This is a genomic window from Caryophanon tenue (assembly GCF_001700315.1).
Lineage (GTDB): Bacteria > Bacillota > Bacilli > Bacillales_A > Planococcaceae > Caryophanon > Caryophanon tenue.
Genome location: NZ_MASJ01000026.1, coordinates 1 through 25,659, shown reverse-complemented (window position 1 = coordinate 25,659; position 25,659 = coordinate 1). Strand labels below are relative to the sequence as shown.

The following is a 25,659-nucleotide window of genomic DNA, read 5'->3' as shown; positions in this document are numbered from 1 at the left end:
TAGTTGGGGGTTTCCCCCTGTGAGAGTAGGACGTCGCTTCGCTAGTATTATTCCGAAGTAGCTCAGTTGGTAGAGCATCCGGCTGTTAACCGGCAGGTCGCAGGTTCGAGTCCTGCCTTCGGAGCCATATTTTCTTCTTGGAGAGTTGTCCGAGAGGTCGAAGGAGCACGATTGGAAATCGTGTAGGCGGTTAACACTGTCTCAAGGGTTCAAATCCCTTACTCTCCGCCAGTAACCTTACTCAACAACATTTTCTTGGCCCGTTGGTCAAGTGGTTAAGACACCGCCCTTTCACGGCGGTAACACGGGTTCGAATCCCGTACGGGTCACCACTTATTATTGAATACCCAGATGGAGGATTAGCTCAGCTGGGAGAGCACCTGCCTTACAAGCAGGGGGTCGGCGGTTCGAGCCCGTCATCCTCCACCATTATTTTTACATGTAATATCATAATATTGTCGCGGGGTGGAGCAGTGGTAGCTCGTCGGGCTCATAACCCGAAGGTCACAGGTTCAAGTCCTGTCCCCGCAACCAAATGGTCCCGTGGTGTAGCGGTTAACATGCCTGCCTGTCACGCAGGAGATCGCCGGTTCGATCCCGGTCGGGACCGCCATTTTTTTATTTACATATGTGGGTTTGTAGCTCAGTTGGTAGAGCATTAGATTGAAGCTCTAAGTGTCGGCGGTTCGATTCCGTCCAAACCCACCATATATTTTGCCGGTGTAGCTCAGTTGGTAGAGCAACTGACTTGTAATCAGTAGGTCGAGGGTTCGACTCCTTTCGCCGGCACCATATTTTCCCGGAGGGGTAGCGAAGTGGCTAAACGCGGCGGACTGTAAATCCGCTCCTTAGGGTTCGGCGGTTCGAATCCGTCCCCCTCCACCATTTTTTGGATTTTTTTAGTTTAGGGGCATAGTTCAACGGTAGAATAGAGGTCTCCAAAACCTTTGGTGTGGGTTCGATTCCTACTGCCCCTGCCATCTTAATATTTTTATACTAACATTGTGGCGGTTGTGGCGAAGTGGTTAACGCACCTGATTGTGGTTCAGGCATTCGTGGGTTCGATTCCCATCAGTCGCCCCATTTTTGTTGGGGTATAGCCAAGCGGTAAGGCAGCGGATTTTGATTCCGTCACGCCCAGGTTCGAATCCTGGTACCCCAGCCATTTTTTGCGGAAGTAGTTCAGTGGTAGAACACCACCTTGCCAAGGTGGGGGTCGCGAGTTCGAACCTCGTCTTCCGCTCCATATAGAGGCGGCATAGCCAAGTGGTAAGGCATGGGTCTGCAACACCCTGATCGCCGGTTCAAATCCGACTGCCGCCTCCAATTTTTATGAAATCGGGATAGCCGGTTTTTTTTTGTACTCTTTTTGCGCCGGTGTGGCGGAATTGGCAGACGCGTCGGACTCAAAATCCGATTCTCTCGAGAGTGCCGGTTCGAACCCGGCCACCGGTATTGAAAAAAGCGAAGGGATGGGGATAGCCTCATGCCTTCGCTTTTTTATTTTGTGTGTAAGACATCCATGCTTGTAAGTAGTGTATAGCAATTGTGCTATCGAAAGCTTCATGAACAGCGTATATACTCGGTAAAAACGTGTATGGTTGATCATAAAAACTTAAAAAATTACCTTCATCACTCGGCAATGTCTCAATGGCAATGGTTATGTCCTTTTGCTGTTGATGAGCATACGTGTACTCCTCTTTCGCAACGTCAATGATTGCATTTGCACTGTTACGATATGCCATAATGGTTACTTCATCCGTTAAATCAATAATAAATTGTGCAACGTTTCCACTACCAAACGAATTCCTATAGGTGATTAGGTCAAACCAAAAAGGCATATCAACTTCAAAACGTAGCTGGGCATCGTCTGCAAATGTGCGTGCGCGTTGTAAAAAATTGAAATATTGCTGGAGGACTTGTTGCTGCGCTGTATGCCAAGTAGGCGAAATATAAGGCTCAGCATCAATATGAATACCATCAAAATAACCGTATTGCTGTTGGAACGTTTCGACCCAGTTAAAATAACGCTGTTCGTAATATGGTTGGTCAAACCAGTGCTTGCCAACGATACCTTCTAATGCATAAATTTTAATATTGTGTTGCTGTAGCTTTTCAAAAAATGGTACATAAGCAGACATTGGTAAATCATAATCAACCTGTACAAACACTTTTTCAGTGCGTTGTTTTATTAAAAAATCAACGTAGGCTAAATTTAAATCATATGCGTTCCAAATCCAAGTTGCAGTGGTAGGGTGATTACTCACTGTAAATGGCTGCCGACTGATTTCCACTAATGATTTTTGTGAACGACTTTTTACATCTTGAATGACTAATGTATACGGCTCACTACTTGTATATGGTTGTAGCGGTTCAACAATGACGATATGTTCTGCTTGTAATGAAATAGAAACAGGATGCTTTTGCTGAGTGACTGTTTCGATATAAATCGTTTGTTCATTTAATGTTGTGTCATCTAGCGCTTCAGAAAACGTAATCGTCCAGCTTTTCAAACCATCAACAGTTAGTAGTGGACGTTCCTCTGCAAAAGCATTCTGCGGGAAAAAATATAAACAAAGTAGTAAGAGCACGTATTTTTTCATGTTATCCTCCGAAAATGTATGAGTATATGGAGCTGTTTTGTTAAAAAACTTACTTTTTTGTAAGTGAATTCGATACAATAAAATTAAACACCGGCAAAGGAGTGTGGAAAATGAAGCGATTATTTGCTGTTATCGTGTGTACAGCAATGTTAAGCGTGAGCAAACCAGCGGCTGCACAAACGTTCACCGATCTTGAAGGGAACGGTCACGCAGAAGCGATATATACCCTTGCTGAACAAGGGATTGTGACGGGCTATGAAGACCAAACATATCGCCCAGACCAAGCTGTTACGCGTAATAATGTGGTGAAATTACTCGGACGCTTTATGGTGAAAAATGATTACACAATACCAGAAGACGCAGAAATGTATCCTCGTTTTGAAGATGTTAGTTTAACCAATGACAAAGAGCTTGCACGTCTTGCAGCTGTCGTACAAGAAGAGGGCATTTTTGTTGGGTCAGAAGGTTTTTTAGATAGTACCAACCTTATGGAACGTCAACATATGGCAGTTGTGCTCGTACGTGCGTTAAAAACTATTTACAATGTTGATGTTATATCGGCATATAAAGAAGCACAGTTTACGCCAACAATTCATGATTTAGGGAAAGCTGGTGACATTGAAAAACAAGAAGCGATTATTGCATTACGTTATGCGAATATTACGGTTGTCGATTATTACGAGCCACGTCAACATGTAACACGCGCACAATTCGCGACATTTTTAGCGCGAATGATGGCATATGGCGAACAGCATCGCAACGATGTTGAAACAATACAACCTACATATAATGAAGCATTAGCGCAAATAAGTACAGCTTATATTCCAGAGCGTACAAAATTATATAGCTCAAGTAACTTGAAACAGTATACGGCACTTTGGCGACAGCCACAGCAAGCCATGCCGTTTACATTAGTGGAAAATGACACTGTCGCAGTAGTAACAATAGGGAAAGAAAAATACTATGTAGATGCAGCGTTGCTTCAGCCAGCACCAGTGGTTGTCCCATACGAAGCACCAACTGTTGGAACAGTGCGGACGAAGCCATATTATCGCATATATGACAAACCAGATGGCTCCTTACTAATGGAAGGTGTCACTGTGACGAAGCTGTCCGTCATAGCCATTAGTGGCGATTATTATGTTGTTGAAGCAGGAGGCAAGCAAGGCTATATCCGAATGAACGACACGACACTAAGCAGCCGTCTGCCATATAAGGTAGCGATAGAGACACCGTATTTAAATACAGCACTTAAACGTGTTGGGGCGCTATCACCTGGTTTTATTTTCGAGGGGAATGGCACAACAGGAAACTATGTGAAAATTAGCTCGAATGGTGGCACATACCACGTAGCCAAGCAAGCGCTTGTTGAAGGCACGACACCGCTGTCTTTACAACATGCAGCACAGCCTAGGTATCCAGCACAAATTGTAGCACAGCACGATGCGGCAGTTATGACAAGTGGTGGTGCCAAAATTGGTGCCATTGCGAAAGGGCAGTCGTACACATTACTACAAGTGACGAATACGACAGGGCTTGTCGAATTTGCAGGTGGCATCGGTTATATTAATTTGCAAGATTTTATGCACACAAATCAAATTGCACCGAAGAAAAATATTAGCTATGAAGAGATGACACATCATTTGAAGCTGTTTTCGTTAATGTATCCAGAGTTTACTGAGCTTGTAACGTTCGGCGCGTCTGTTGAAGGTCGTCCTTTATATGCGCTACGTGTCGGCAATGGTCGCAAGGAAGTATTAATGGATGCCTCGATACACGCACGTGAGCATATGACGACAAATGTATTGCTTGAAATGATTGACCAATATAGCTACGCATATGCCAACGTACAAAGCTTTAACGGTTATGATGTGCAGAAACTGTTAGATAGTACGAGCATTTGGTTTGTACCGATGATGAATCCAGATGGTGTAACGCTTGTTCAAGGTGGATTAGCTTCGGCAAAAAATGCAGCCGCGATTCAACGTATAAATGGCGGCAGTACAAATGTCGCTCGTTGGAAAGCCAATATTCGTGGTGTCGATCTAAATCGTAATTTTGATGGCGGCTGGGTACAAAAAGAAACAACTGTAGCACCATCGTTTAAAAACTTTAAAGGATATCGTGTGTTTTCAGAGCCAGAAGCACTGGCATTGCAATCGTTTGTGAAGCAGCGCGCATTTAAGTCGTATATTTCATGGCATTCGTCAGGACAAATTATTTATTGGTCTCACAATCAAAATGCGACAAATGCAAAGCGTGACCGCGCGTTAGCACAGCGTATTTCAAATGTGACAGGCTATTCACTTGTTCCACCGAATCGAGGCTGTTGCTCGGGGGCATCGACAGATTGGTTTATTCAGTATTATGCGCTACCAGCCATTACGATGGAAATTGCACCGTATGCAGGGGAGAGCGTTGTACCGTTAAGCCGATGGGATGATGTGTGGAAGCGTAATAAAACAGTAGGGCTAATTGCCGCAACGGAAGCGAACGGACGATAAAGCAAGGCAAATGGGTGAAATAATGACGCTCATTTGCCTTTCTTATTGTGTTTATGGGGAGAATGGGGTAACGTTTTGAGAGAGGTGAAAGAAATGAAACAAAGACCACAACGTTTACAAGCGGGCGATACGGTAGGTATTATTGCACCAGCCAGCCCAATTAGCCGAGAGCGCTTAGCAATGGCATTACCAGTATTAGAGCGTTTAGGATTACGCTATGTATTAGCAGATTCGGTTGTTGACGGAGATGCCCATTATTTAGCGAAAAGCGACGAGGTACGTGTAGAAGAACTACATGCCATGTTCAAAAATCCAGAAATTAAAGCTATTATTTGTGCACGAGGCGGCTATGGTACAGGTCGTTTACTTGATAAAATTGACTATCCATTAATTGAAGATAATCCGAAAATTTTCTGGGGGTATTCAGATATTACAGCGTTACATACGGTCTTTAATGAATATGCCAACTTAGTAACATTCCACGGCGATATGCTAGGGGATATGGCACGAGAGGATTTCAGCGAAGTAAGTGAGCGTATGTTTTTACAGCTTATGCAACCGTGGGAGCTGTTTTATGACAATACGAAAAGCCCACTACAAACCGTTTCACCAGGTGTAGCACGAGGTGAGTTAGCCGGTGGGAATTTAACGCTGCTTGCATCAACGATTGGCTCAAAGTATGAGATTGATACACGTGGGAAACTTTTAGTGCTCGAAGATATTGAAGAGTCGCCACTGCGTGTAGACCGCATGCTTAATCAATTACGTTTAGCGCGTAAGTTTGAAAACATCGCAGGAATCATTATTGGCGATTTCAAATATTCGCAACGTTTAGCGCCGCAAGATAGCACATTTGACGCTGTGTTTAACGATTATTTTAGTGAACTTGGTGTACCCGTTGTAAAAGGCTTTAATATCGGTCATTGTGAACCGCATTTTGCGCTACCGCTTGGTGTAGACGCCATTTTAAATGCAGATGAACGAACGTTAATGATTTTACCGGGCGTTGAGTGAGACATATGAAAAATGCCTCTTTCGCAGTGTGTACTGTGGAAGGGGCATTTTTTGTATTATTTTTTATTCGTGATTAAGACACCAATAATTACGGTAATACCACCGAGCAATTGGAAAATATGTAATTGTTCCTCGATAAAAAGAACGGCAAATAAAGCGGCGAAGACCGGAATGAAGTTAAGGAAAATACTTGCGCGACTTGCCCCGATTTTCATAACGCCTTTATTCCACGATAAAAAAGCAACAATTGACGCAAAGCATCCAACATATAAAATAGCGGCAATTGACGACACATTCCATGTAATCGTATCGGCGACTGTAAAGCTTTCGTATAAAAAGAATGGCAGTAATAAACCGATGCCAACAATAATGGTCATGAAGAATGTCGATAGCCCTGGTAAAATGCCTGCGTACTGCTTAATCATTAATGAATAAATACTCCAACAGACAATGGCAACAAGTACAATTACGTCCCCTTTATTAAAGTGGAAATTTTGTAGGCTGCTAAGTGAGCCACCACTTAAAATAAATAGCACCCCAATCAGTGAAATAATTGTACCGATAATTTGTTGTTTCGTTAATGTTTCGCGTAACGCTATAAATGCTAATAAATAAATGATAATGGGTGTTGATGAGTTCATGAGCGAAGCATTAATCGATGTTGTATCATGTAACCCGATGTAAACGAGCGTATTAAAGCCTGCAACACCGGTAATCGATAATAGTAAAATAATTTTCCAGTGCTGTTTGAATAGCGGTAAATCTTTTTTCCATGCATGAAAAGCAATGGGAGCTAGTACAAGAAATGCAATACACCACCGACAAAAGGCAAGTGTGAATGGTGCAATATCATCGGCCACAGCCCGTCCAATCACGAAATTACCACCCCAAAGAACAGTAGCTAGTAGCAATAATACGGATGCGGGAATACCCTGCATACGCGTCATCTCCTTTCCCTTTAACGATAATGTGAATAGTAAAGAAATACAATACCGAATTATCTGACTATAATAGTCTTTAGGTCATGATTCTGCCGAAAAATATGTAGTACTTCATATCGTATAGGTCCAATTCACTTATATATATATAATCATAGAATTCTACAAAAATTTAGCATAGTTTATTGGAAGTAAAGGTATACATATATAAGAGGTGAAGGGCATGGAATTAAGAAAAACGAAAGTCATGATTTATTTTGCATGGGTATTAATTTTGTTATCAACAATCATTTATATTGCCCATCACGTATTTCAATGGGTAGACCCCTATATTGTGACAACACAAGCGAGACAAAGCGGCATGGCTGTACAACAAATTGGCATTGCTACTTTTTATGTGTTGTCGGTTGGAACGGTAATTGGTGCAATGCTTGCGTATAAACAACATCGACATGTATATATCGTCCAAATGTGGATTGCATTATCACTAACATTTTCAAGTATGGCAATTATCGCCTCTGGAGAAGGCATGATTGAATATCATTTTTCAATCTTTATGGTACTAGCGGCACTCGCTTATTTTGAGCGCATGAAAATTATTATTGTCAGTACTATTTTATTTGCCGTGCATCATTTTGTCGGCTACTTTACAGTGCCTGAAATTATTTGTGGTATGTCAGACTATTCATTTCAGCTATTGCTTGTCCATGCATTATTTTTATTATTAACGAGTGGTGTATTAATCGCACAATTAGTTGGGCGTAAACGTGACGTGGCAACATTAACCGAGCAAAAAGAACAGGCAGAGCAGCGCGTGCAAGCAACGATGGCGCTTGAAGAAACGATTCATGAAATTCATGTTTTAACGAATCAAGTCGAAGAAGAGATTCAACTATCTACGAAAAATAGTGAAATGACACATACATCGCTCACGCATTTAGCAACGGCAACGAAAGAGCAATATCAGTCTAGCCAGGCGATTCAACAAGACTTAGAAAATATTTCACATTATGCGCATGATATTGTGAAGCAAATTAACGCAGCGACAACAACAGCAACAAATATGCTACAAGTGGCGACAAATGGACAACAGCAAATGAATCAAACGACCGAGCAGATGGCATATTTACAGCAGCAACAACAAGAAGTACAACATGTAACGGTACGTTTTCAGCAGCGCATGGATGAAATAGCAACGAGCTTAAAGGTGATTCAAGATATTGCGAACCAAACGAATTTATTATCACTGAATGCATCGATTGAAGCGGCACATGCAGGTGAAGCGGGGAAAGGCTTTACCGTTGTAGCGAATGAAGTACGAAAGCTTGCCAATTCTTCCACTGATTATGCAAAAGAAATTCAGCAAACGATGCAGCAACTGCAACAAGATATGCAGCAGTTTATTCAGCAAATGTCATCTACACTGCAAGCTACAGCGAAAAGTGTAGAGGAAGTCGCAACGACAGATAAGGTATTTACCGATATTACAACCCATATTCAAGAAGTAACCGATAATGTCGTGCAATCCTTCACGAAAGCGGAACATATTGAACAACATGTGAGCGCTGTCATGCAATCGTTACAACTTGTGAATGAAACAGTTGAAGAGCTAGAAAATAGTTCGGCGCAAATAGCAGGCTCTGCACAGCAACAAGCGACATTACTTCATAAGCTCACACATGTCATGACCAATTTACACAGCTTAACCGAGCGCGTGACAACACAGCTTCGTAATCGTTAATGTAATAAAAGGACATATCCCGTCGTCTTGTGGGATATGTCCTTTTTGTCTCATTACGGTAATAGCGTAATATGTGCTGTGCCGCCATTTACTTGTGTAAACATTTTCGCTGCAGCTTCCAATAGCTTTTCATTTTCTTGTCGAGAGAGCGATGGACGTAAATAGAATACTTGCACCGCTTGTTTTGTCGTTTCAGTAACGGCTGTACGTGCCGAATCAACATAGGCACTGCCAAAGCTACCTGTCGCATCTTTTGTATGGATGATATGCTGTAGCGAAACATTGCGTCCGTTTAATGCTTCGTATGTATCATCCGCTGTACCGAGCACAACCGTTATGTCACCGTTAATGGTCGCTGCATCATATAAGCCGATTGGAATTTCATAGTTCATCGAAAAGAAATTATTAATATCAGCACCGCTATGAATAGGTGCGATATAATTTTCTTTTGCGATGCGGCGCAGTAAGCTTTCTGCTGAGTGACGATAGCGATTTGGGTCAGCCCCGAATGTTTTCCACAACTGACGCCATTCAGCAATATCAGCCCGTTCCGTAACTGGAGTATCTTGCATTTCAAGAAACAGATTTTCTTGGTATAATTGTGTGCGTCCTTTAATCATTTGAGGCGATTCACTAATCGTAATATCGTCATACTGAATATAGCCAATTTTAAAATTAGGGACTGTATGTAAAATTGACGGGTCAATCGTAAGTTGCATGCATTTCCCTCCATATATGTCATTTAACTATAGTGTAGCATAGGAAGGAGTGAATTCGTGTGCACATTGCATCATTACAACGAGAGCTAATCGCGTATGCGAAATCAATTGGTGTGGATAAAATCGGCTTTACGACAGCCGCACCATTTATGGAATTAAAAAATCGTTTACGTCGCCAGCAAGAGCTAAATTACCAGTCAGGCTTTGAGGAGTCGGATGTGGAATTACGCACGGAGCCAACATTGTTACTTGATCGTGCAGAGAGCATTATTTCGATAGCGCTTGCTTATCCGTCGCGTATGGAAAATGCACCACTTGGCAAAAAAGGGGCGCGTCGTGGTGTGTTTTGTCGTGCATCATGGGGTGTCGATTATCATGTCGCTGTGCGTGAACGTCTGCAAAAAATTGAAGCATGGCTACAAGAGCGTGTGCCAACTGTGGCGATTCGCTCAATGGTTGATACGGGAGAGCTTGTGGACCGTGCTGTAGCGGAGCGCGCAGGTATTGGCTGGAGCGCTAAAAACTGTTCGGTCATTACACCCGAGTTTGGCTCGTATGTGTATTTAGGAGAGCTTATTACCAATATTCCGTTTGTACCAGATACGCCAATCGAAGACGAATGTGGTGATTGCCGCTTATGTATTGATGTTTGTCCAACAGGTGCGTTAATTGAAGGGGGACAGCTTGATTCAAAGCGTTGTATCGCCTTTTTAACACAAACAAAAACGATGTTGCCAGATGAGTTCCGCACAAAAATCGGCAATCGTTTATATGGCTGTGATACGTGCCAAACGGTCTGCCCGAAAAATAAAGGCAAGCTGAACTGGATTCACGAGGAGTTTACGCCAGATCCAGAGCTGGCAAAGCCACTATTACAACCATTTTTACATATGTCGAATAAAGAATTTAAAACAACATTCGGTCATGTGTCAGGTTCGTGGCGTGGGAAAAAGCCGATTCAACGAAATGCCATTTTAGCATTAGCGCATTTTAGAGAAGAAGCGGCTGTGCCAGAGCTAATTGAGCTGCTGCACAAAGATACGCGTCCGGTCATTCGTGGAACAGCCGCGTGGGCAATTGGCAAAATTGGCACACCGGAGGCAGAAGAAGTGTTATTATTAGCACGTAGTAAGGAAAACGATGAAGAAGTATTAGCTGAAATCGACAAAGGGCTACAATTTTTACGTTAGGAAGTGTACATTGTGCCATTACACATTGTGTTATATCAACCAGAAATTCCAGCCAATACGGGAAATATTGCTCGTACATGTGCAGGAACAAACACATCATTACATTTAATTCGTCCATTAGGATTTTCAACGGATGATAAAATGTTAAAACGTGCCGGATTAGATTATTGGGAGCATGTAAATGTTGTGTACCATGATTCATTAGAAGATTTTGTGGAGTATAGTAAGGATGGCTCGGTATATTTAATCGAGACATATAGTGATGAACCGTTTACGACACATGACTTTAGCGACCAACAAGAAGATATTTACTTTATGTTCGGGCGTGAAACGACAGGATTACCAAAAGACTTTGCACAAGCGCGTGCAGATATGTGCTTACGCATCCCACAAAGTGACCATGTGCGTTCATTAAACTTATCGAATACCGCAGCGATTGTAATTTATGAGGCGCTTCGCCAACAAAATTACCCAGGCTTAAAATAAAATACGTCTTTTGCTGTAAAACAGAATGAGTGCATGAAAACGCTCGTTTAGGCCATGATATTGTAAATTTCAGATTATTTATTGACGTTACAATTGATAGGGATTATCATTATCAATAAGAGCGCGACCACTTCGTCATGGTCAAATGCTCGATCTTCCTCCCTTAACTTGTGTAACAGCACAAATCGATAATGTTGTTCGTTTAAAGTTTATTCCATAGAAAAAGACATGCCTCAGCTTGGACAACTGAGTGCATGTCTTTTTCGTTTTAGAAGCGGAAACGAATCGTGTTACCAGCAGGGTCTTGTGTATCAAAGCCGTCTGTTGTTTCCGTATACGGCGCACCGTACGCTGTTAATCGCTCAAGCAATGTTGCTTTTTGCGCTTCATCTGCTAATTGAAGTGAAATCGCAATTAGACCAACGCTTGATGCTGGCGCAGGAGAGCCGCCTTCGCTTTGCCATGTGTTTAAGCCAATATGGTGATGATATTTTCCGGTAGAAATAAATAAAGCACTTGGGCCGTAACGTGTGACCACATCAAATAATAATGCTTCTGTATAAAACTTCTCACTATCAGCGATGCTTGCAACATTTAGATGCGCATGTCCCATCACTGTTCCTTCAGGCATACCATCCCAAGTACCATCTTCAGCTGTCATAACATCTTGCGCATTTAACGGTTCAGTTGTCATATGCACATAGTCATTATTCCATTGCCATTGTTCTTCTGGGCGATCTACATAAATTTCAATGCCGTTACCATCGGGGTCATTTAAATAAAGTGCTTCTGATACGTGGTGGTCGGATGCACCAAGACGTACACCGCGTTCTGCGAAGAAGCGTAAAATATTGGCTAAATGTTTACGTTCCGGTAAAAGTAGCGCAAAGTGATATAAACCAGTTGTCCCATGTGGACGCGCTGTCGCATTTTCGACTTCTTCTAAAATAAGTAATGGTGTGTCACTATTTTTAGCACCTAAATACGCGAAATTGCCCTCTGTTTTTATGACGAATAAGCCGATTGTTTCTTGGTAATACGTAAGAGAGCGCGCTAAGTTGCTCACTTTAATTTCCACATGTTGTACGAAGTTATTTGGTTTTTCAAAGAAGTGCATATGAATAATCCTCCAATTAGGTTGTAATTTATTATTAAGTTACTTTATGTAAGCAATGATAAGCTACTTTGTTTTTAAAGTCAAATAATAAAAAAGACAAAGCCAACTGATAGCTTTGTCTACATAGATTACTCATTTGGAGATTTTAACGGACGATCGTAGCCCGCTGTAAAAATGGCCGTTAAAAAAGAAATACAAACACCTAAAATTAATAGTAGTTTCATAAAATCCTCCTTTATTAACTGACGTACTCTTTCTTAGTATAACGCACGACGATTTTTGTGCAAAGAAATTCAGAAAAAAGATTCGTGAAGCAGGAAGAAGGGTACATATATAACAATATGATGTTAGGAGAAATGGGGGGATGTATATGAAAAAAGAAGAACTGAGCGGTACAATGGCCAATTCAATGGATGATTTAAAACAGCTTGGGAAAGAGATGGAGCAAATGCGTGAACAGCAAGATGATGAAAAACGAGAGCGTGACCCGAAGCAATTTGATAGTGAAGAGTAATTGAACGGAAGCGAGCAATTGGCTTCCTTTTTTTCTGAATACGTATGCTATAATGCGTATAACAAGGAGGGGACAACCATGAAAAAATTAGCAAATGGTGTCGAGATGCCAAAGCTTGGTCTCGGTGTGTATAAAATGACAAACCGCGATGAAACATTACAAGCGATTACGACGGCACTTGATACAGGCTATCGCGCAATTGACACGGCAGCTCTTTATTATAACGAGCAGGAAGTTGGCGAAGCAGTACGTCACAGCGGTGTGGCACGTGACGAAATTTTTATTACGACAAAAGTATGGAATGATGATCAAGGCTATGATGAAACGTTACGCGCTTTTGAAGTATCGTTAAAAAAATTAAATATGGATTATGTTGATTTATATTTAACACATTGGCCAGTAGCACATAAGTTTGTCGATACATACCGTGCCATTGAACGTCTATATGATGAAAAATTAATTCGCGCTACCGGTGTGTCAAACCATCATCAGCAACATTTAGAGCAGTTACTTGCGACCGCCAATGTCGCGCCAATGGTTAATCAAATTGAATGCCATCCGTATTTAACACAACAGCCACTACGCGCTTTTTGTGCCGAGCATAATATTGCAGTAACATCGTGGTCGCCACTTGGTCGTTCGCACGTTTTAGGGGACGTCACGTTAAACGAACTCGCGAAAAAATATCAGAAATCACCAGCACAGCTAGTCATTCGTTGGCATTTACAGCATGACTTAGTTGTCATTCCAAAATCAGTGACACCATCGCGTATTGAAGATAATTTCAATGTGTTTGATTTCTCGATTTCAGCGCAAGATATGGCGATTATTGATGCCCTTAACCGCGATGAGCGTTTTGGCCAAAGCCCAGATTCGTTTAATTTCGATCATTTAAAATAAAGATGTGAGAGGGGAATACATATGACTTCACCGACAATTACATTAGCAAATGGTGTGAAAATGCCACAGTTAGGGTACGGCGTGTTCCGTATGAAAGAATATAATGAGGCTTACGAGGCAACACTTGCAGCATTAGAGACAGGTTATCGTGCGATTGATACTGCTGCAATTTATGGCAATGAGGAAGCGGTTGGACAGGCGATTAAAGATTCAGGTGTTGCACGTGAGGAACTATTTATCACAACAAAAGTATGGAATGACGATCAAGGTTATGATACGACATTACGTGCATTTGATGTCTCACTTCAAAAATTAGGCTTAGACTATGTTGATTTATATTTAACGCATTGGCCAAAGCCACAATTAGTGGATACGTATAAGGCGATTGAGCATTTATATGAACAAAAGCTTGTGCGTGTACCAGGTGTGTCGAATCACCATCAGCACCATTTAGAGCAAGTATTAGCAGTGGCAAATGTCGCGCCAATGGTCAATCAAATTGAATGTCACCCGTCATTATCGCAAGATGCGTTGCGTGCTTTTTGTGCAGAAAAAAATATTGCCGTGACATCTTGGGCACCACTAGGAACAGGCATTACATTTACACACCCAATCATTAAGCAATTAGCGGCGAAATATGGTAAAACACCTGCACAAATTGTGTTGCGTTGGCATATCGAGCTTGGCAATATTGCAATTCCAAAATCAGCGAATCGCGAGCGTATGGCAGAAAACTTACATATTTTTGATTTCGAATTAGGTACGGATGAAATTGCGACAATTACAGCTTTAAATACATTCCACCGTACAGGCTCAGACCCTGATAATTTTAATTTCTAAAAAGCAGTGAATGAACAAGCAATGTTATTATGGAGGGCGTTCCCACCGAAACGAACCTTGCCATTATCAAAAAAACAGCAAACCGACATTTGTCAGTTTGCTGTTTTTCAGCTTTTATCTCAAGCTCTTTTTCTCGATTTACTTATTGGTCTTTTACGGTAATGCGCTCATTTAAGAACGGGTGGTCGAATTCTAATTGAATGGCATGTAATTGATATGTGCCTTCCTTCGTTTCACGTGCGCCGTATAATGTATCACCAACGATTGGATGACCAATATATTCAAGGTGTACACGAATTTGGTGCGTGCGCCCAGTTTCAAGGACAAGGTTGACGATACATGTGCCTTTGTAGCGTTGAATGACTTCAAAATGTGTGACAGCATGCTGACCTGATGCGGATACGACACGGCGGTTCGCATGGTGGCGGTCTTTACCAATATTTTCACTAATTGTGCCAGACTCTGAACGAATATTTCCTTGCACTTCTGCTTGATACGTACGGACGATTGTTTTTTCCTCAATCATACGGTCCATAATGGATTTTGCGAGTGGGTGTTTTGCGACAAGTAGTAAACCTTCCGTCCCTTTATCTAAACGGTGTACGTGCTCCGCATAAATACCGCCATTTGCTTGAATATGTGCCATTACATGGTTCATCGCCGTATGTGTGTCGCGATCATCATTTGGGTGTGTGCTCATGCCTTTTGGTTTTGAAATGATTAAGCAATGTGCATCTTCGTACACGATATCAATTAAACATTCCTTTGTTGGTTTGTAGCTTGAAGCAGGTACGTCGAATGTAAAGGTGATTTCTGTGCCTGCATCAAGTGGGTCGTTCCACTGTACAGGTTCACCGTCACGTGTTACGGCTTTTGCCATGCGTAATTCGTGCACGGTTTTCTTTCCTAAGCGCCATTCACTGCGTAATAATGTATCAACTGTTGTGCCGTTTTTGGCAATTGTGTACGTAAACATAATTGTATCCTCCATAATAAAAAGGCAAACCATTTACATGGATGCCTTTTTCTTTTCATCGTAAAGTTTTATTCTACCACAGTGCTCTCTAAAAATGCGCGTGTCGATTCTTCGGTTGCGTCACCAACTAGACGGTTTGCTTCTACACCATCTTTAAAGTATATAAGTGTTGGTGTAACTGTTACGCCGTAATCATCCCCACCTGCATCGTATTCTAATAAATTGTATTGATGAATGTCTACGCCAACTTCATCTGCAATTGGCATTAATTTTGGTGTAAATGCTTTACAGTGTACACAAATTGGACTGAAGAAATAACCTAATACACCTTCACCGCTATCGATTTTTGCTTGTAAATCTGCAGGTAAAATGATATTTTGATAGTTTTCGTCATTTAATAAATCAATTGTTGCTTGGTTTAAATCTTCCGTATCATACGGGCTATCTTCTAGCTTTGTTTTATTCGATTGATTGTTTAATACAATAATGGCAATGAATAATACAACAACAATCCCACCGATAAGCCATAACTTATTTAAGCCATTGCTTTTTTTCTTTGCAGCTGTTGTTTTTTTCTTGTTTTGTGCCACAATTTATGCCCCCATTTCCTATCTTTATGAAAAAAAATCATGCTTTACCCTAACGATTATATAAAATTCACAGAAAGAAGTAAATAAAACGTGCCACAAGCGGGTATAAGACAAAGAGAACTAGTTGGAGGGGATTTTTGTGTCAGAGGAATTAGATATTAGTCAATTTGAAAAACCAATGATTATTCGTACACTACGTCGAGAAGACTTCGAGGATATTTTAAAAATACAGCGTGTGTCATTTCCGGGAATGGACCCGTGGAAAATTGCACATTTAGAAAGTCATTTACGTATTTTCCCAGAAGGACAAATTGTCGCAGAATTAGATGGACAAGTCATCGGCTCATGTTCGTCAGTGCGATTAAATTTCAATGAATATGATGAACGCCATACGTGGAGCGATGTGACAGACGATGGTTACATTACGAATCATAATCCAAAAGGAACGCATTTATACGGGATTGAAGTGATGGTGCATCCTGATTTCCGTCATATGAAGGTTGGGCAACGTTTATATGAAGCACGAAAAGAATTAGCGCGTGAATTAAATGTACGCTCGATTTTACTTGGTGGTCGTATTCCAAATTATCATAAATATGCGCATGAAATGACGCCGCGTGAGTATGTGAATGCGGTAATGAAGCATAAAATTTATGATCCGGTATTATCATTCCAAGTGATGAACGACTTTACGGTAAAGCGTATTAATACAAATTACTTAGAAGATGATAAAGCGTCACTTTACTATGCGACGTTAATGGAGTGGAATAACTATGATTATATGCCACCGAAAACACGCTCACACTTTAAAACAAGTGATCCTGTACGTATTTGTGTCGTGCAATATATGATGCGTAAAATCGATTCATTTGAAGAGTTTGCGAATCAATGCGAATATTTTGTTGATGTTGCAGCGGACGCTTCATCGGATTTCGTTGTGTTCCCAGAAATTTTCACAACGCAATTAATGTCGTTTTTAAATGAGCGTTCCCCAGGACAAGCTGTACGTAAATTAACGGAATTTACGCCGCAATATATTGAGCTATTTACCGACTTAGCGGTGCGCTACAATATTAACATTATTGGTGGCTCTCACTTCGTTATGGAAGAGGATGACGAGATTTATAATATCGCGTATTTATTCCGTGATGACGGAACGATTGAAAAGCAATATAAAATTCATATCACACCAAATGAGAGAAAATGGTGGGGTGTGTCTGCTGGCGATAGTGTCGAAGTGTTTGATACAAACTGCGGTAAAATTGCGATTCAAATTTGTTACGACATCGAGTTCCCAGAGCTTGCACGTATTGCGACTGAAAAAGGTGCGAACATTATTTTTACACCGTTTTGTACCGAAGATCGTCAAGGCTATTTACGTGTGCGTTACTGTGCGCAGGCACGTGCCATTGAAAACCAAATTTATACGGTTATTTCAGGAACAGTTGGCAACTTACCTCAAACGGAAAATATGGATATTCAATATGCGCAGTCGGGGATTTTCTCACCGAGTGACTTTGAATTTGCACGTGATGGCATTGTCGGGGAAACGAGTGAAAACTTAGAGATGGTTGTTATTGGGGATGTCGATTTAGAAATTTTACGTCGTCAGCGTCAAGATGGTACGGTCAAGCACTTAAAAGATCGTCGTCATGATGTGTACCGTGTTGACTATTTAACAGAACAATAAAACGTAATAAACAAGCACTAACGAATTTACCCTCGTTAGTGCTTGTTTATGTTATATGCTTGTATTACTCGCCTGGAATAGAGTTATACGATTCTTTATTTGTATCGCCATATTCAAATGGTTTTTTACCATCAACATTTTCTTCGTTGTGATGATGTCTTGATGCAACCGCTTTACTTGCATCACTCTCATGCTCTTGTCGCTTTAATTGCGCATCTGCTAATTCGTTTGGTGCTTTTGGATTGTAGTTTGACATTGATAAAATACCTCCTAAAGTGATAAATGACATTACAGTATGTATATACCCTGGCTAAATGTTAAAAAACATATTTTCATCCAAAAGTATGAGGAGGCAAGCAGGAAGAAAGCGTGTATCATAAATATAAGCGTAGAAAGAGGAGAACTGATGTATATGAATGATCCGTCACATACAACATTATTAAAAGAAATTGCAGAGTTCCTAAATGAAGAAACAGAAATTGATGCGATGTTGCAAGGTGCACTTACAAAACTGTTGCAAGGCACGAAATTTGAAACAGGTTGGGTATTTTTTATTAATGAGCGAGGTCGTTCGGAACTCGTTACACACGTTAGCTTACCACCTGCATTATCGTATAACGGCTGTGACCATTTAAAAAAAGGTGGTTGTTGGTGCGTATCTCGTTATCGTACAAATAAATTACAAAAAGCATCGAATATTATTGAATGTCAACGCATTGAAGCGGCGATTGCAGCGGATGTAGGCGACCATCAAAATATTACACATCATGCGACAGTGCCATTACAATCTGGTCATGAACGCTTCGGTCTTTTAAATGTAGCAACACCAAATACGATTCGTTTTAATGAGGAGGAATTAGAACTTTTAGAGTCAGTTGCCTTTCAAATCGGCTCGGCAATTAAGCGGATTTTATTAACAAAGCAAGCGCAAGAGATGGCACTTGTGCAGGAGCGAAACCGACTAGCGCGTGATTTACATGATTCCGTGAATCAACTGTTATTCTCTGTTACATTAACAGCTCGTGCAGGAGTCGAACTATCCGTCGATAGCGATGTAAAAGAGCTATTTCAAGATGTACAAAGCTTAACGCAAGAAGCCTTAACGGAAATGCGCGCACTTATTTGGCAATTGCGACCAAAAGGCTTAGAAGGTGGCTTAGTAGATGCGATTAAGAGCTATGCAGAAATGCTTGGCTTAACGTTGCAAACAAATGTTACGGGCGTTATTCAACTACCATCGCGTATTGAAGAAGGATTATTTCGTATGATGCAAGAAGGCTTAAATAATGTGCGAAAACATGCCGGTGTGACAAAGGCAGATTTTTATATTACCGTCACTGCTACCGATGTTTTATGCATTTTAAAAGATGATGGACGTGGTTTTTCCCCGAAAAATGAAAAAAGCTTACCATCTGTTGGTATGCAGTCCATTCGTTCGCGTGTTGAAGCTTTTCAAGGGAAGGTGGAATGGATAAGTGAAATCGGCAAAGGCACCGAATTATTTATCCGTATACCATATTAAAAAGAGGGGGAATTTATATGATTCGTGTGTTAATTGCAGATGACCACCATGTTGTTCGACGTGGCTTAATGGTCTTTTTAAAAACACAAAAAGATATTGAAGTGGTCGGTGAAGCGAAAAATGGGATCGAAGCTGTTGAACTTGCAGAAAGTTTGCAGCCAGACATTATTTTAATGGATTTAGTTATGCCAGAGTTAGATGGCATCGGTGCAACGAAGCGTATAACAGAGAAATTTCCGAATATGCCTGTATTAATGCTTACAAGCTTTTCAGATCGTGACCATGTTGTGCCAGCGATGGAAGCGGGTGCAGTAGGCTATCAGTTAAAGGATATTGAGCCGGATGATTTAGTGATTACAATTCGTCAAATTATGAACGGTGAGCGTATTGTGCATCCTACTGTGACGGACCAATTAGAGCAAAACGTCGCAGAGCAGGAGAGCTTAGCGCATAATCGCCATCCACTAACACCACGTGAACAAGATGTATTAGCCGAGTTAACAAAGGGAAAGAGCAACCGCGAAATTGCCTCATCATTATTTGTCACAGAAAAAACAGTAAAGACACATATTTCGAATATTTTTACGAAGCTAGAAGTACAAGACCGTACACAAGCTGCACTTTATGCAGTGAAGCACGGCTTGACAGAAGGAAGCGGCGTACAATAAAAATGCTAGGCGAAACAATATCGTTTCGCCTAGCATTTTTCGTATGCGATTATTTCTTATTGTTCAAATCATCGAAAGAAAGTAACTCTTTCTCGGTGTTTTCGATTTCGGGAAGTTTAGACACTTCAATGTATAAAATGTGGTGACCTTCAACTTCTGTCACAACGAATAAGTAGCCTTGTTCTTCAACTGAAGCACCATGTGTGACGTCAAAATGTTTTGTCATAAACCAACCACCAATTGTGTCAACATCATCTTCATTCAACTGAATGTTTAGCATATCATTCACTTCAGAAATTAACAGCTTCGCATCAAAAATATAATGGTTCTCTTTAATTTCTTGTACTTCTGGAATTTCATCTTCGTCAAACTCATCTTGAATATCACCGACAATTTCTTCGATAATGTCTTCGATTGTGACTAAGCCAGATGTACCGCCGTATTCGTCCATTAAGACTGCCATATGGATACGCTCACGTTGAATTTTCAACAGTAAGTCATCAATTGGTGTTGTTTCGATGACGCGAATAATTGGCTGCATATATTCGATAACCTTTTTGTCACCATTTGATGGGTTTTTAATATACGCTGTTAGTAAATGTTTCATGTTCACAAGCCCGATGACATGGTCTTTATCGCCATCAAGAATCGGGTAACGTGTATATTGTTCAACACCCATTACCTCAAATACTTCCTTAATCGTTAAGTCTTTTTCAATCCCAACAATTTCAGTACGTGGTACCATAATTTCTTTGGCAATTCGTTCAGAGAATTCAAAAATACTGTTTACATATTCGTATTCCGATTCGTTAATTTCGCCGCCTTTTAAGCTATCCGACAACAACATACGTAATTCTTCCTCTGAGTGTGCTACTTCTGATTCCGACATCATTTTTAAGCCGAATAAACCAGTTAACGCACGAGCAGAGCCATTTAATAATTTAATAAATGGATACATAATGTTATGGAATAAAATTAACGGACCAGAAAGCGTTAATGTGACAGCTTCTGCCTTTTGAATTGCTAATGTTTTAGGCGCTAATTCACCGACAACAACATGAATAAATGTTACAAGTGCGAAGGCAATTACAAATGATAATAAAGTCATCATACTTGGCGTTAAGTTTAAGCCAAGAAATTCAAATAACGGGTGAAGAATAAGTTCAAATGTCGGTTCACCTAACCACCCTAAACCTAAAGCGGTAATCGTAATCCCTAACTGACAAGCTGATAAATATTCATCAAGATTTGATGTAACTTTTTTTGCGCGTAACGCTTTCTTACTTCCTTCTGCTACGAGCTGGTCAATACGTGTAGTACGTACTTTAACAATTGCAAATTCTGTTGCAACGAAAAATGCTGTTGCGGCAATTAGGGCAGCAAATGCTGCCAGCCTTATGGTTAGTTCCACTATATCTACGTCCAAATAATTTCTTTACAACCGGCCCGAATGAGGGAAGGCCATAAAGAGTACACCTCCTGTTTTCAAAAAATAGTTAATACTTCAATGATAAAATATTTATAAATAAAAAACAAATAGTGTTTGAAGAAAAAGCGATGTTATCTCGAGGCGAACGAGCATTTTTTAGTGTATTACAGTATTTTCCTGTATAAACTATGAACAATAGTTAGCTTGCTTCACGAAGTACTACGTCAAAAAGGCGTAATGAAAGAAAATGAGGAATTTTCTAAAAGTTATTGACCCTCTAAAAAAGCTATGCTAGTATTTAGTAACACGAAATGATAACGACGAAAAAGGAGGTAATGACTATGAACATCAAGCACATGAAACACTTCATGCAATTTCATAACACGTCATCTATCTTCTTTTTCATATGTAAGCAGTAATTTGTAAAGAAGGGATGGCTATGCCCACCCCTCTGCCAAAAAGACGCGCGCTCTTTTTAGAGTATGCGTCTTTTTTGTTGTTTTTATCATTCGTGAGTCGCATTAGAGGAGGCTGAAAAGATGAAGAAACGAATCATTATGAACAAAACGGTACGCACGATGTATGTGAGAGATGACTAGCCGTGTAGAGGCTATGTGAATGAAAAAATAGAAACTAGGTGAAAGAATGTTTGAAGTACTAGGAAAGCTCAGTTGGTTTTTTAAAGCGTATTGGCGACAATACACAGTCGCAATTACATTGCTGATTTTAGCGAGTGTTGTTGAAGTCATTCCGCCGTGGTTAATCGGTGATGCCATCGATGCGATGACAACCGGACAATTAACAGCGGATGATTTACGCAACTATATAATTGTGTTACTACTGATTGTTGTGACAAGTTATGTATTGAATTTTGTATGGCAATATCAATTGTTTGGCGGGGCAATTACAATTGACCGCCTCTATCGTAAAAAGTTATTTCAGCAGTTTTTACGTATGACTCCCACTTTTTACGAAAAAAACCGAACAGGCGATTTAATGGCGCGCGCAACGAACGATTTAAATGCCGTATCATTAACAGCTGGGTTTGGGATTATGACGCTTATTGATTCAACCGTATATATGGCGTTGATTATCGTAGCGATGGCACTTACGATTTCATGGAAGCTAACATTATTTGCGATGCTACCTGTGCCGATTATGGCATTTATTATTCAGTATCTCGGTAAAATCGTCCATGAACGTTATATGGTGGCACAAGAATCATTTGGTGATTTGAATGATAATGTACTTGAATCTGTAGCGGGTGTGCGTGTTGTGCGTGCTTATGTGCAAGAGCCATTAGAAGAACAACGCTTCTTTGAAAAAAGCGAAGAGGTCGTTGAAAAAAATATGGCAGTTGTGCGTATTAACGCTTTATTCGTACCGATTACACGTATCGGCATGGGACTTTGTTATGTCATCGCGCTCGGCTATGGCTCGGTCTTAGTGTCACGTGGTGAACTAACAGTTGGTCAACTTGTATCGTTTAATGTTTATTTAGGATTAGCGACATGGCCAATGTTTGCGATTGGTGAGCTGATCAATGTAATGCAGCAAGGTAATGCCTCATTAGACCGTGTAGAAGAAACGTTGCAATATGAAGCAGATGTGAAAAATGCAACACACCATGTTGACGCGTCACCAACATCAGTAGGGTTCCGCGATTTCACATTCCAATATCCACTATCACAAGTGAAAAATTTAGCCGATATTTCGATTGCTTTGCAAAAAGGGCAAACATTAGGGATTGTCGGCAAAACGGGCGCAGGGAAAACGACATTTTTACGTCAATTATTACGTGAATATCCGTTAGGTGAAGGGCTGTTTACAATTGGCGATATCGACATTGCACAGCAGTCGAAAGAGCAGGTACTCGATTGGATTGGTTATGTGCCACAAGACCATGTGTTATTTTCACGTACAATTCGAGAAAATATTTTATTTGGGAAAGAGGACGCGACTGACGAAGAGTTAGCAGAAGCGATTCGCCTTGCGTATTTTGAAAAAGATTTAGCGAATTTACCAATGGGCTTAGAAACGATGGTTGGTGAAAAAGGCGTATCGCTTTCTGGGGGGCAAAAGCAGCGTGTATCAATTGCGCGTGCGTTGATTAAAAACCCTGAAATTTTATTATTAGACGATTCTTTATCAGCGGTTGATGCGAAAACAGAGGCACAAATTATCGAAAATATTCAGCGTGAACGTGCTGATAAAACAACCATTATTACGACGCACCGTCTGTCAGGTATTCAACATGCAGATATTATTATTGTGCTAGATGATGGACAAATCATTGAACAAGGCACACATGAAGAGTTGCTAGCACAACAAGGTTGGTACAAAGAACAATTTGATCGCCAGCAGTTAGAGGAGGCGAATCAGTAATGTCACCATCAAAACGTTTATATGATTACGCAATGCGCTTTAAAGGATATATTATTGGTGGTTTATTCATTTTAGCGCTGTCTGTGGCAACCGAATTAATGGGGCCATTAATTGCGAAATATTTAATCGACAATCATATGGTTGTTGGACAATTAGAAGTAGCTCCAATTGCATGGCTACTCGCAACGTATTTAGCGCTAGCCATTGCAACAGGTGTTTTGCGTTATTTTAGTATGATTGCGTTACAAGGCGGTGCAAACCGTATCGTACAGAAAATGCGCATTGAAGCATTTTCGAAAATCCAGACGATGCCGATTGCATACTTTGATAATTTACCAGCCGGCAAAATTGTTGCGCGCGTCACGAATGACACCGAAGCGGTACGTAATTTATACGTCACGGTGTTATCTCAGTTTGCGGTTAGTTTCTTATCAATGTTCGGTGTATATATTGCGCTCTTTGTATTAAATGCACCTGTTGCAGCAATTGCGCTGATTATCGTACCGATTTTATATGCATGGATGATTTTATATCGTAAATATGCGCAAAAGTATAATGATGTCATTCGCACGAAAATTGGCGATTTAAACGGCATGATCAATGAAGCGATTAACGGGATGACCATTATTCAAGCATTCCGTCGTGAAAAACAAATGCATGCAGAGTTTACGGAGCTCAATGATACGCATTATCAATATCACCGTAAATTACTTGTGCTTGATTCTGCCACATCACATAATTTAGTTAATTTACTACGTTTGTCGATGTTCGTTGTGTTTATTTATTTCTTTGGCACGAAGTCGATGGAAACAATTGATTACGTAACAGCCGGGACATTATACGCGTTTGTTGATTATGTTACGCGTTTATTCAATCCAATGACAAATATCGTCAATCAGTTTTCGCAAATGGAACGTTCAATCGTTGCAGCGAACCGCGTATTTGAGCTATTGGACAATGACGGAGAAGCAGTGTCGCAAAAGCACATCCCACGTTATGAAGGCCATGTGGTATTTGAAGATGTATCGTTTGCATATAAGGGTGATGAATATGTGCTTCAAAATTTAAATTTTGAGGCGAAACGAGGGCAAACGGTTGCACTCGTCGGACATACGGGTTCAGGCAAAAGTTCAATTATGAATTTATTATTCCGTTTTTACGATCCATCCAAAGGGCGTATTACAATTGATGGCATTGATATTACAACATTGCCACGCCAAACGATTCGTGAGCATATGGGGATTGTGTTACAAGACCCGTATTTATTTACGGGGACGATTGCATCGAATGTGAGTTTAAATGACCCGAAAATTTCGCGCGAAACGGTTGAAGCGGCACTTCGAGCGGTCGGCGCTGAGCGTGTATTAACAAATTTAGCAAACGGCATTGATGAGCCGGTGATTGAGAAGGGTAGCACATTATCGGCGGGACAACGTCAACTTATTTCATTTGCGCGTGCTTTAGCATTCGATCCAGCTATTTTAATATTAGATGAAGCAACATCAAATATTGATACAGAAACAGAAGAATTGATTCAGCATGCAATGGATGTTTTAAAAGAAGGACGTACAACATTTATTATTGCGCACCGATTATCGACCATTAAAAATGCAGATAAAATTTTAGTGCTAGAGCGCGGTGTCATTCAAGAAGCTGGCAATCATGAGCAACTTGTAAAAGCAGGAGGCATTTATGCGAAAATGTATGAAATGCAGGCAATGTCATTACAACAAAAATAATTGAATGTAAAAGTGTAGATGATAAAATTAAAAAACCCCTTCAGCAGTGGTGGCACTGACTGTCTTTTTTGAGACAGTAAAAAAACACCTTCTA

At 40.6% G+C, this 25,659-nt stretch carries 21 protein-coding genes and 15 tRNA genes; 28 read left to right on the top strand and 8 right to left on the bottom strand.

What is annotated here, in order from left to right; all coding sequences use genetic code 11:
- Nucleotides 1–51: 51 nt before the first annotated feature.
- The 15 genes from A6M13_RS11845 to A6M13_RS11775 all read left to right on the top strand — a co-directional run bounded on the left by A6M13_RS11845 (nt 52) and on the right by A6M13_RS11775 (nt 1,455).
- Nucleotides 52–127, top strand: a tRNA-Asn gene (locus tag A6M13_RS11845).
- 12 nt (nt 128–139) lie between these two features.
- Nucleotides 140–231 (top strand) — tRNA-Ser (locus tag A6M13_RS11840).
- A gap of 26 nt (nt 232–257) precedes the next feature.
- A tRNA-Glu gene (locus A6M13_RS11835) sits at nt 258–332 on the top strand.
- Between the two features lie 21 nt (nt 333–353).
- A tRNA-Val gene (locus A6M13_RS11830) sits at nt 354–429 on the top strand.
- A 30-nt stretch (nt 430–459) separates the two neighbouring features.
- A tRNA-Met gene (locus A6M13_RS11825) sits at nt 460–534 on the top strand.
- A 3-nt stretch (nt 535–537) separates the two neighbouring features.
- Nucleotides 538–613: transfer RNA gene (locus tag A6M13_RS11820), tRNA-Asp, on the top strand.
- 19 nt (nt 614–632) lie between these two features.
- Nucleotides 633–708, top strand: a tRNA-Phe gene (locus A6M13_RS11815).
- 8 nt (nt 709–716) lie between these two features.
- Nucleotides 717–792 (top strand) — tRNA-Thr (locus tag A6M13_RS11810).
- A 9-nt stretch (nt 793–801) separates the two neighbouring features.
- Nucleotides 802–885, top strand: a tRNA-Tyr gene (locus tag A6M13_RS11805).
- Nucleotides 886–906: 21 nt separating this feature from the next.
- A tRNA-Trp gene (locus tag A6M13_RS11800) sits at nt 907–980 on the top strand.
- A 27-nt stretch (nt 981–1,007) separates the two neighbouring features.
- A tRNA-His gene (locus A6M13_RS11795) sits at nt 1,008–1,083 on the top strand.
- Between the two features lie 7 nt (nt 1,084–1,090).
- Nucleotides 1,091–1,165 (top strand) — tRNA-Gln (locus A6M13_RS11790).
- 6 nt (nt 1,166–1,171) lie between these two features.
- Nucleotides 1,172–1,246: transfer RNA gene (locus A6M13_RS11785), tRNA-Gly, on the top strand.
- A gap of 6 nt (nt 1,247–1,252) precedes the next feature.
- Nucleotides 1,253–1,326: transfer RNA gene (locus tag A6M13_RS11780), tRNA-Cys, on the top strand.
- A gap of 47 nt (nt 1,327–1,373) precedes the next feature.
- Nucleotides 1,374–1,455: transfer RNA gene (locus A6M13_RS11775), tRNA-Leu, on the top strand.
- A 29-nt stretch (nt 1,456–1,484) separates the two neighbouring features.
- Here the strand turns inward: A6M13_RS11775 and A6M13_RS11770 are convergent.
- Nucleotides 1,485–2,603, bottom strand: coding sequence for an Ig-like domain-containing domain (locus A6M13_RS11770; RefSeq protein ID WP_066546543.1), 1,119 nt, complete (start codon nt 2,601–2,603; stop codon nt 1,485–1,487).
- Nucleotides 2,604–2,713: 110 nt separating this feature from the next.
- Here A6M13_RS11770 and A6M13_RS11765 point away from each other — a divergent pair, with 110 nt between their 5' ends.
- Together A6M13_RS11765 and A6M13_RS11760 are read left to right on the top strand one after the other, a co-directional pair.
- A complete protein-coding gene (locus tag A6M13_RS11765; protein WP_066546540.1) occupies nt 2,714–5,107 on the top strand; it encodes a M14 family zinc carboxypeptidase in 2,394 nt (797 codons plus the stop codon).
- A gap of 93 nt (nt 5,108–5,200) precedes the next feature.
- Nucleotides 5,201–6,121, top strand: a complete 921-nt coding sequence (locus A6M13_RS11760; RefSeq protein ID WP_066546534.1) for a S66 peptidase family protein — start codon at nt 5,201–5,203, stop codon at nt 6,119–6,121.
- Between the two features lie 56 nt (nt 6,122–6,177).
- Here A6M13_RS11760 and A6M13_RS11755 read toward each other — a convergent pair whose 3' ends face one another.
- Nucleotides 6,178–7,059 (bottom strand): DMT family transporter, encoded by an 882-nt coding sequence (locus A6M13_RS11755; protein ID WP_066546531.1) that lies wholly within the window; start codon nt 7,057–7,059, stop codon nt 6,178–6,180.
- Between the two features lie 223 nt (nt 7,060–7,282).
- Between A6M13_RS11755 and A6M13_RS11750 the strand changes: the two genes are divergently transcribed.
- Nucleotides 7,283–8,800: a methyl-accepting chemotaxis protein gene (locus tag A6M13_RS11750; RefSeq protein ID WP_066546528.1), complete on the top strand. Its 1,518-nt coding sequence runs from the start codon at nt 7,283–7,285 to the stop codon at nt 8,798–8,800.
- A 53-nt stretch (nt 8,801–8,853) separates the two neighbouring features.
- Here the strand turns inward: A6M13_RS11750 and A6M13_RS11745 are convergent, their stop codons facing one another.
- The gene (locus tag A6M13_RS11745; RefSeq protein ID WP_066546522.1) at nt 8,854–9,519 is read right to left on the bottom strand and encodes a B3/B4 domain-containing protein; all 666 of its coding nucleotides are present in this window, start codon (nt 9,517–9,519) and stop codon (nt 8,854–8,856) included.
- Between the two features lie 59 nt (nt 9,520–9,578).
- Here A6M13_RS11745 and queG point away from each other — a divergent pair, with 59 nt between their 5' ends.
- Together queG and trmL are read left to right on the top strand one after the other, a co-directional pair.
- A complete protein-coding gene (queG, locus tag A6M13_RS11740) occupies nt 9,579–10,709 on the top strand; it encodes a tRNA epoxyqueuosine(34) reductase QueG (RefSeq protein WP_211270313.1) in 1,131 nt (376 codons plus the stop codon).
- 3 nt (nt 10,710–10,712) lie between these two features.
- Nucleotides 10,713–11,195: a tRNA (uridine(34)/cytosine(34)/5-carboxymethylaminomethyluridine(34)-2'-O)-methyltransferase TrmL gene (gene trmL, locus A6M13_RS11735; RefSeq protein WP_425393922.1), complete on the top strand. Its 483-nt coding sequence runs from the start codon at nt 10,713–10,715 to the stop codon at nt 11,193–11,195.
- A 268-nt stretch (nt 11,196–11,463) separates the two neighbouring features.
- Here trmL and A6M13_RS11730 read toward each other — a convergent pair whose 3' ends face one another.
- Complete coding sequence (locus A6M13_RS11730; RefSeq protein ID WP_066546519.1) at nt 11,464–12,312, bottom strand: VOC family protein; 849 nt, start codon at nt 12,310–12,312, stop codon at nt 11,464–11,466.
- A gap of 370 nt (nt 12,313–12,682) precedes the next feature.
- Here A6M13_RS11730 and A6M13_RS16135 point away from each other — a divergent pair, with 370 nt between their 5' ends.
- From A6M13_RS16135 to A6M13_RS11720, 3 genes are all read left to right on the top strand, one after another.
- On the top strand, nt 12,683–12,826 hold the full coding sequence (locus A6M13_RS16135; protein ID WP_141680952.1) for a hypothetical protein: 144 nt from the start codon (nt 12,683–12,685) through the stop codon (nt 12,824–12,826).
- A 78-nt stretch (nt 12,827–12,904) separates the two neighbouring features.
- On the top strand, nt 12,905–13,726 hold the full coding sequence (locus tag A6M13_RS11725) for an aldo/keto reductase (RefSeq protein ID WP_066546514.1): 822 nt from the start codon (nt 12,905–12,907) through the stop codon (nt 13,724–13,726).
- A 21-nt stretch (nt 13,727–13,747) separates the two neighbouring features.
- A complete protein-coding gene (locus A6M13_RS11720) occupies nt 13,748–14,566 on the top strand; it encodes an aldo/keto reductase (protein WP_066546512.1) in 819 nt (272 codons plus the stop codon).
- Nucleotides 14,567–14,708: 142 nt separating this feature from the next.
- Here the strand turns inward: A6M13_RS11720 and A6M13_RS11715 are convergent, their stop codons facing one another.
- Entirely contained in the window at nt 14,709–15,542 is an 834-nt protein-coding gene (locus A6M13_RS11715; protein WP_066546505.1) for an RluA family pseudouridine synthase, read from the bottom strand.
- Nucleotides 15,543–15,610: 68 nt separating this feature from the next.
- The gene (locus tag A6M13_RS11710; RefSeq protein WP_066546503.1) at nt 15,611–16,132 is read right to left on the bottom strand and encodes a thioredoxin family protein; all 522 of its coding nucleotides are present in this window, start codon (nt 16,130–16,132) and stop codon (nt 15,611–15,613) included.
- 139 nt (nt 16,133–16,271) lie between these two features.
- On the opposite strand from A6M13_RS11710, the gene A6M13_RS11705 reads away from it, so the two are divergent.
- Nucleotides 16,272–17,822 carry a carbon-nitrogen hydrolase family protein gene (locus tag A6M13_RS11705; RefSeq protein WP_066546501.1) on the top strand — a complete coding sequence of 517 codons (1,551 nt, stop codon included), beginning with the start codon at nt 16,272–16,274 and terminating at the stop codon, nt 17,820–17,822.
- A 64-nt stretch (nt 17,823–17,886) separates the two neighbouring features.
- Here A6M13_RS11705 and A6M13_RS11700 read toward each other — a convergent pair whose 3' ends face one another.
- Nucleotides 17,887–18,078 carry a hypothetical protein gene (locus A6M13_RS11700; protein ID WP_066546499.1) on the bottom strand — a complete coding sequence of 64 codons (192 nt, stop codon included), beginning with the start codon at nt 18,076–18,078 and terminating at the stop codon, nt 17,887–17,889.
- 150 nt (nt 18,079–18,228) lie between these two features.
- Between A6M13_RS11700 and A6M13_RS11695 the strand changes: the two genes are divergently transcribed.
- Nucleotides 18,229–19,344: a GAF domain-containing sensor histidine kinase gene (locus A6M13_RS11695; RefSeq protein WP_066546490.1), complete on the top strand. Its 1,116-nt coding sequence runs from the start codon at nt 18,229–18,231 to the stop codon at nt 19,342–19,344.
- A gap of 17 nt (nt 19,345–19,361) precedes the next feature.
- Nucleotides 19,362–20,012, top strand: a complete 651-nt coding sequence (locus A6M13_RS11690) for a response regulator (RefSeq protein WP_066546488.1) — start codon at nt 19,362–19,364, stop codon at nt 20,010–20,012.
- 49 nt (nt 20,013–20,061) lie between these two features.
- Here A6M13_RS11690 and A6M13_RS11685 read toward each other — a convergent pair whose 3' ends face one another.
- On the bottom strand, nt 20,062–21,423 hold the full coding sequence (locus A6M13_RS11685) for a hemolysin family protein (protein ID WP_245669311.1): 1,362 nt from the start codon (nt 21,421–21,423) through the stop codon (nt 20,062–20,064).
- Between the two features lie 663 nt (nt 21,424–22,086).
- On the opposite strand from A6M13_RS11685, the gene A6M13_RS11680 reads away from it, so the two are divergent.
- Both A6M13_RS11680 and A6M13_RS11675 read left to right on the top strand, forming a co-directional pair.
- On the top strand, nt 22,087–23,826 hold the full coding sequence (locus tag A6M13_RS11680; RefSeq protein ID WP_066546485.1) for an ABC transporter ATP-binding protein: 1,740 nt from the start codon (nt 22,087–22,089) through the stop codon (nt 23,824–23,826).
- Nucleotides 23,826–25,565, top strand: a complete 1,740-nt coding sequence (locus tag A6M13_RS11675; RefSeq protein WP_066546483.1) for an ABC transporter ATP-binding protein — start codon at nt 23,826–23,828, stop codon at nt 25,563–25,565. Before A6M13_RS11680 ends, A6M13_RS11675 begins: the two co-directional genes overlap by 1 nt.
- The last annotated feature ends 94 nt before the right edge of the window (nt 25,566–25,659 follow it).

Coding starts and splice junctions, on each gene's coding strand:
- A6M13_RS11770 (WP_066546543.1), bottom strand. CDS start 2,603: ATGAAAAAATACGTGCTCTTACTACTTTGTTTATATTTTTTCCCGCAG.
- A6M13_RS11765 (WP_066546540.1), top strand. CDS start 2,714: ATGAAGCGATTATTTGCTGTTATCGTGTGTACAGCAATGTTAAGCGTG.
- A6M13_RS11760 (WP_066546534.1), top strand. CDS start 5,201: ATGAAACAAAGACCACAACGTTTACAAGCGGGCGATACGGTAGGTATT.
- A6M13_RS11755 (WP_066546531.1), bottom strand. CDS start 7,059: ATGCAGGGTATTCCCGCATCCGTATTATTGCTACTAGCTACTGTTCTT.
- A6M13_RS11750 (WP_066546528.1), top strand. CDS start 7,283: ATGGAATTAAGAAAAACGAAAGTCATGATTTATTTTGCATGGGTATTA.
- A6M13_RS11745 (WP_066546522.1), bottom strand. CDS start 9,519: ATGCAACTTACGATTGACCCGTCAATTTTACATACAGTCCCTAATTTT.
- A6M13_RS11730 (WP_066546519.1), bottom strand. CDS start 12,312: ATGCACTTCTTTGAAAAACCAAATAACTTCGTACAACATGTGGAAATT.
- A6M13_RS16135 (WP_141680952.1), top strand. CDS start 12,683: ATGAAAAAAGAAGAACTGAGCGGTACAATGGCCAATTCAATGGATGAT.
- A6M13_RS11725 (WP_066546514.1), top strand. CDS start 12,905: ATGAAAAAATTAGCAAATGGTGTCGAGATGCCAAAGCTTGGTCTCGGT.
- A6M13_RS11720 (WP_066546512.1), top strand. CDS start 13,748: ATGACTTCACCGACAATTACATTAGCAAATGGTGTGAAAATGCCACAG.
- A6M13_RS11715 (WP_066546505.1), bottom strand. CDS start 15,542: ATGTTTACGTACACAATTGCCAAAAACGGCACAACAGTTGATACATTA.
- A6M13_RS11700 (WP_066546499.1), bottom strand. CDS start 18,078: ATGTCAAACTACAATCCAAAAGCACCAAACGAATTAGCAGATGCGCAA.
- A6M13_RS11695 (WP_066546490.1), top strand. CDS start 18,229: ATGTATATGAATGATCCGTCACATACAACATTATTAAAAGAAATTGCA.
- A6M13_RS11690 (WP_066546488.1), top strand. CDS start 19,362: ATGATTCGTGTGTTAATTGCAGATGACCACCATGTTGTTCGACGTGGC.
- A6M13_RS11680 (WP_066546485.1), top strand. CDS start 22,087: ATGTTTGAAGTACTAGGAAAGCTCAGTTGGTTTTTTAAAGCGTATTGG.
- A6M13_RS11675 (WP_066546483.1), top strand. CDS start 23,826: ATGTCACCATCAAAACGTTTATATGATTACGCAATGCGCTTTAAAGGA.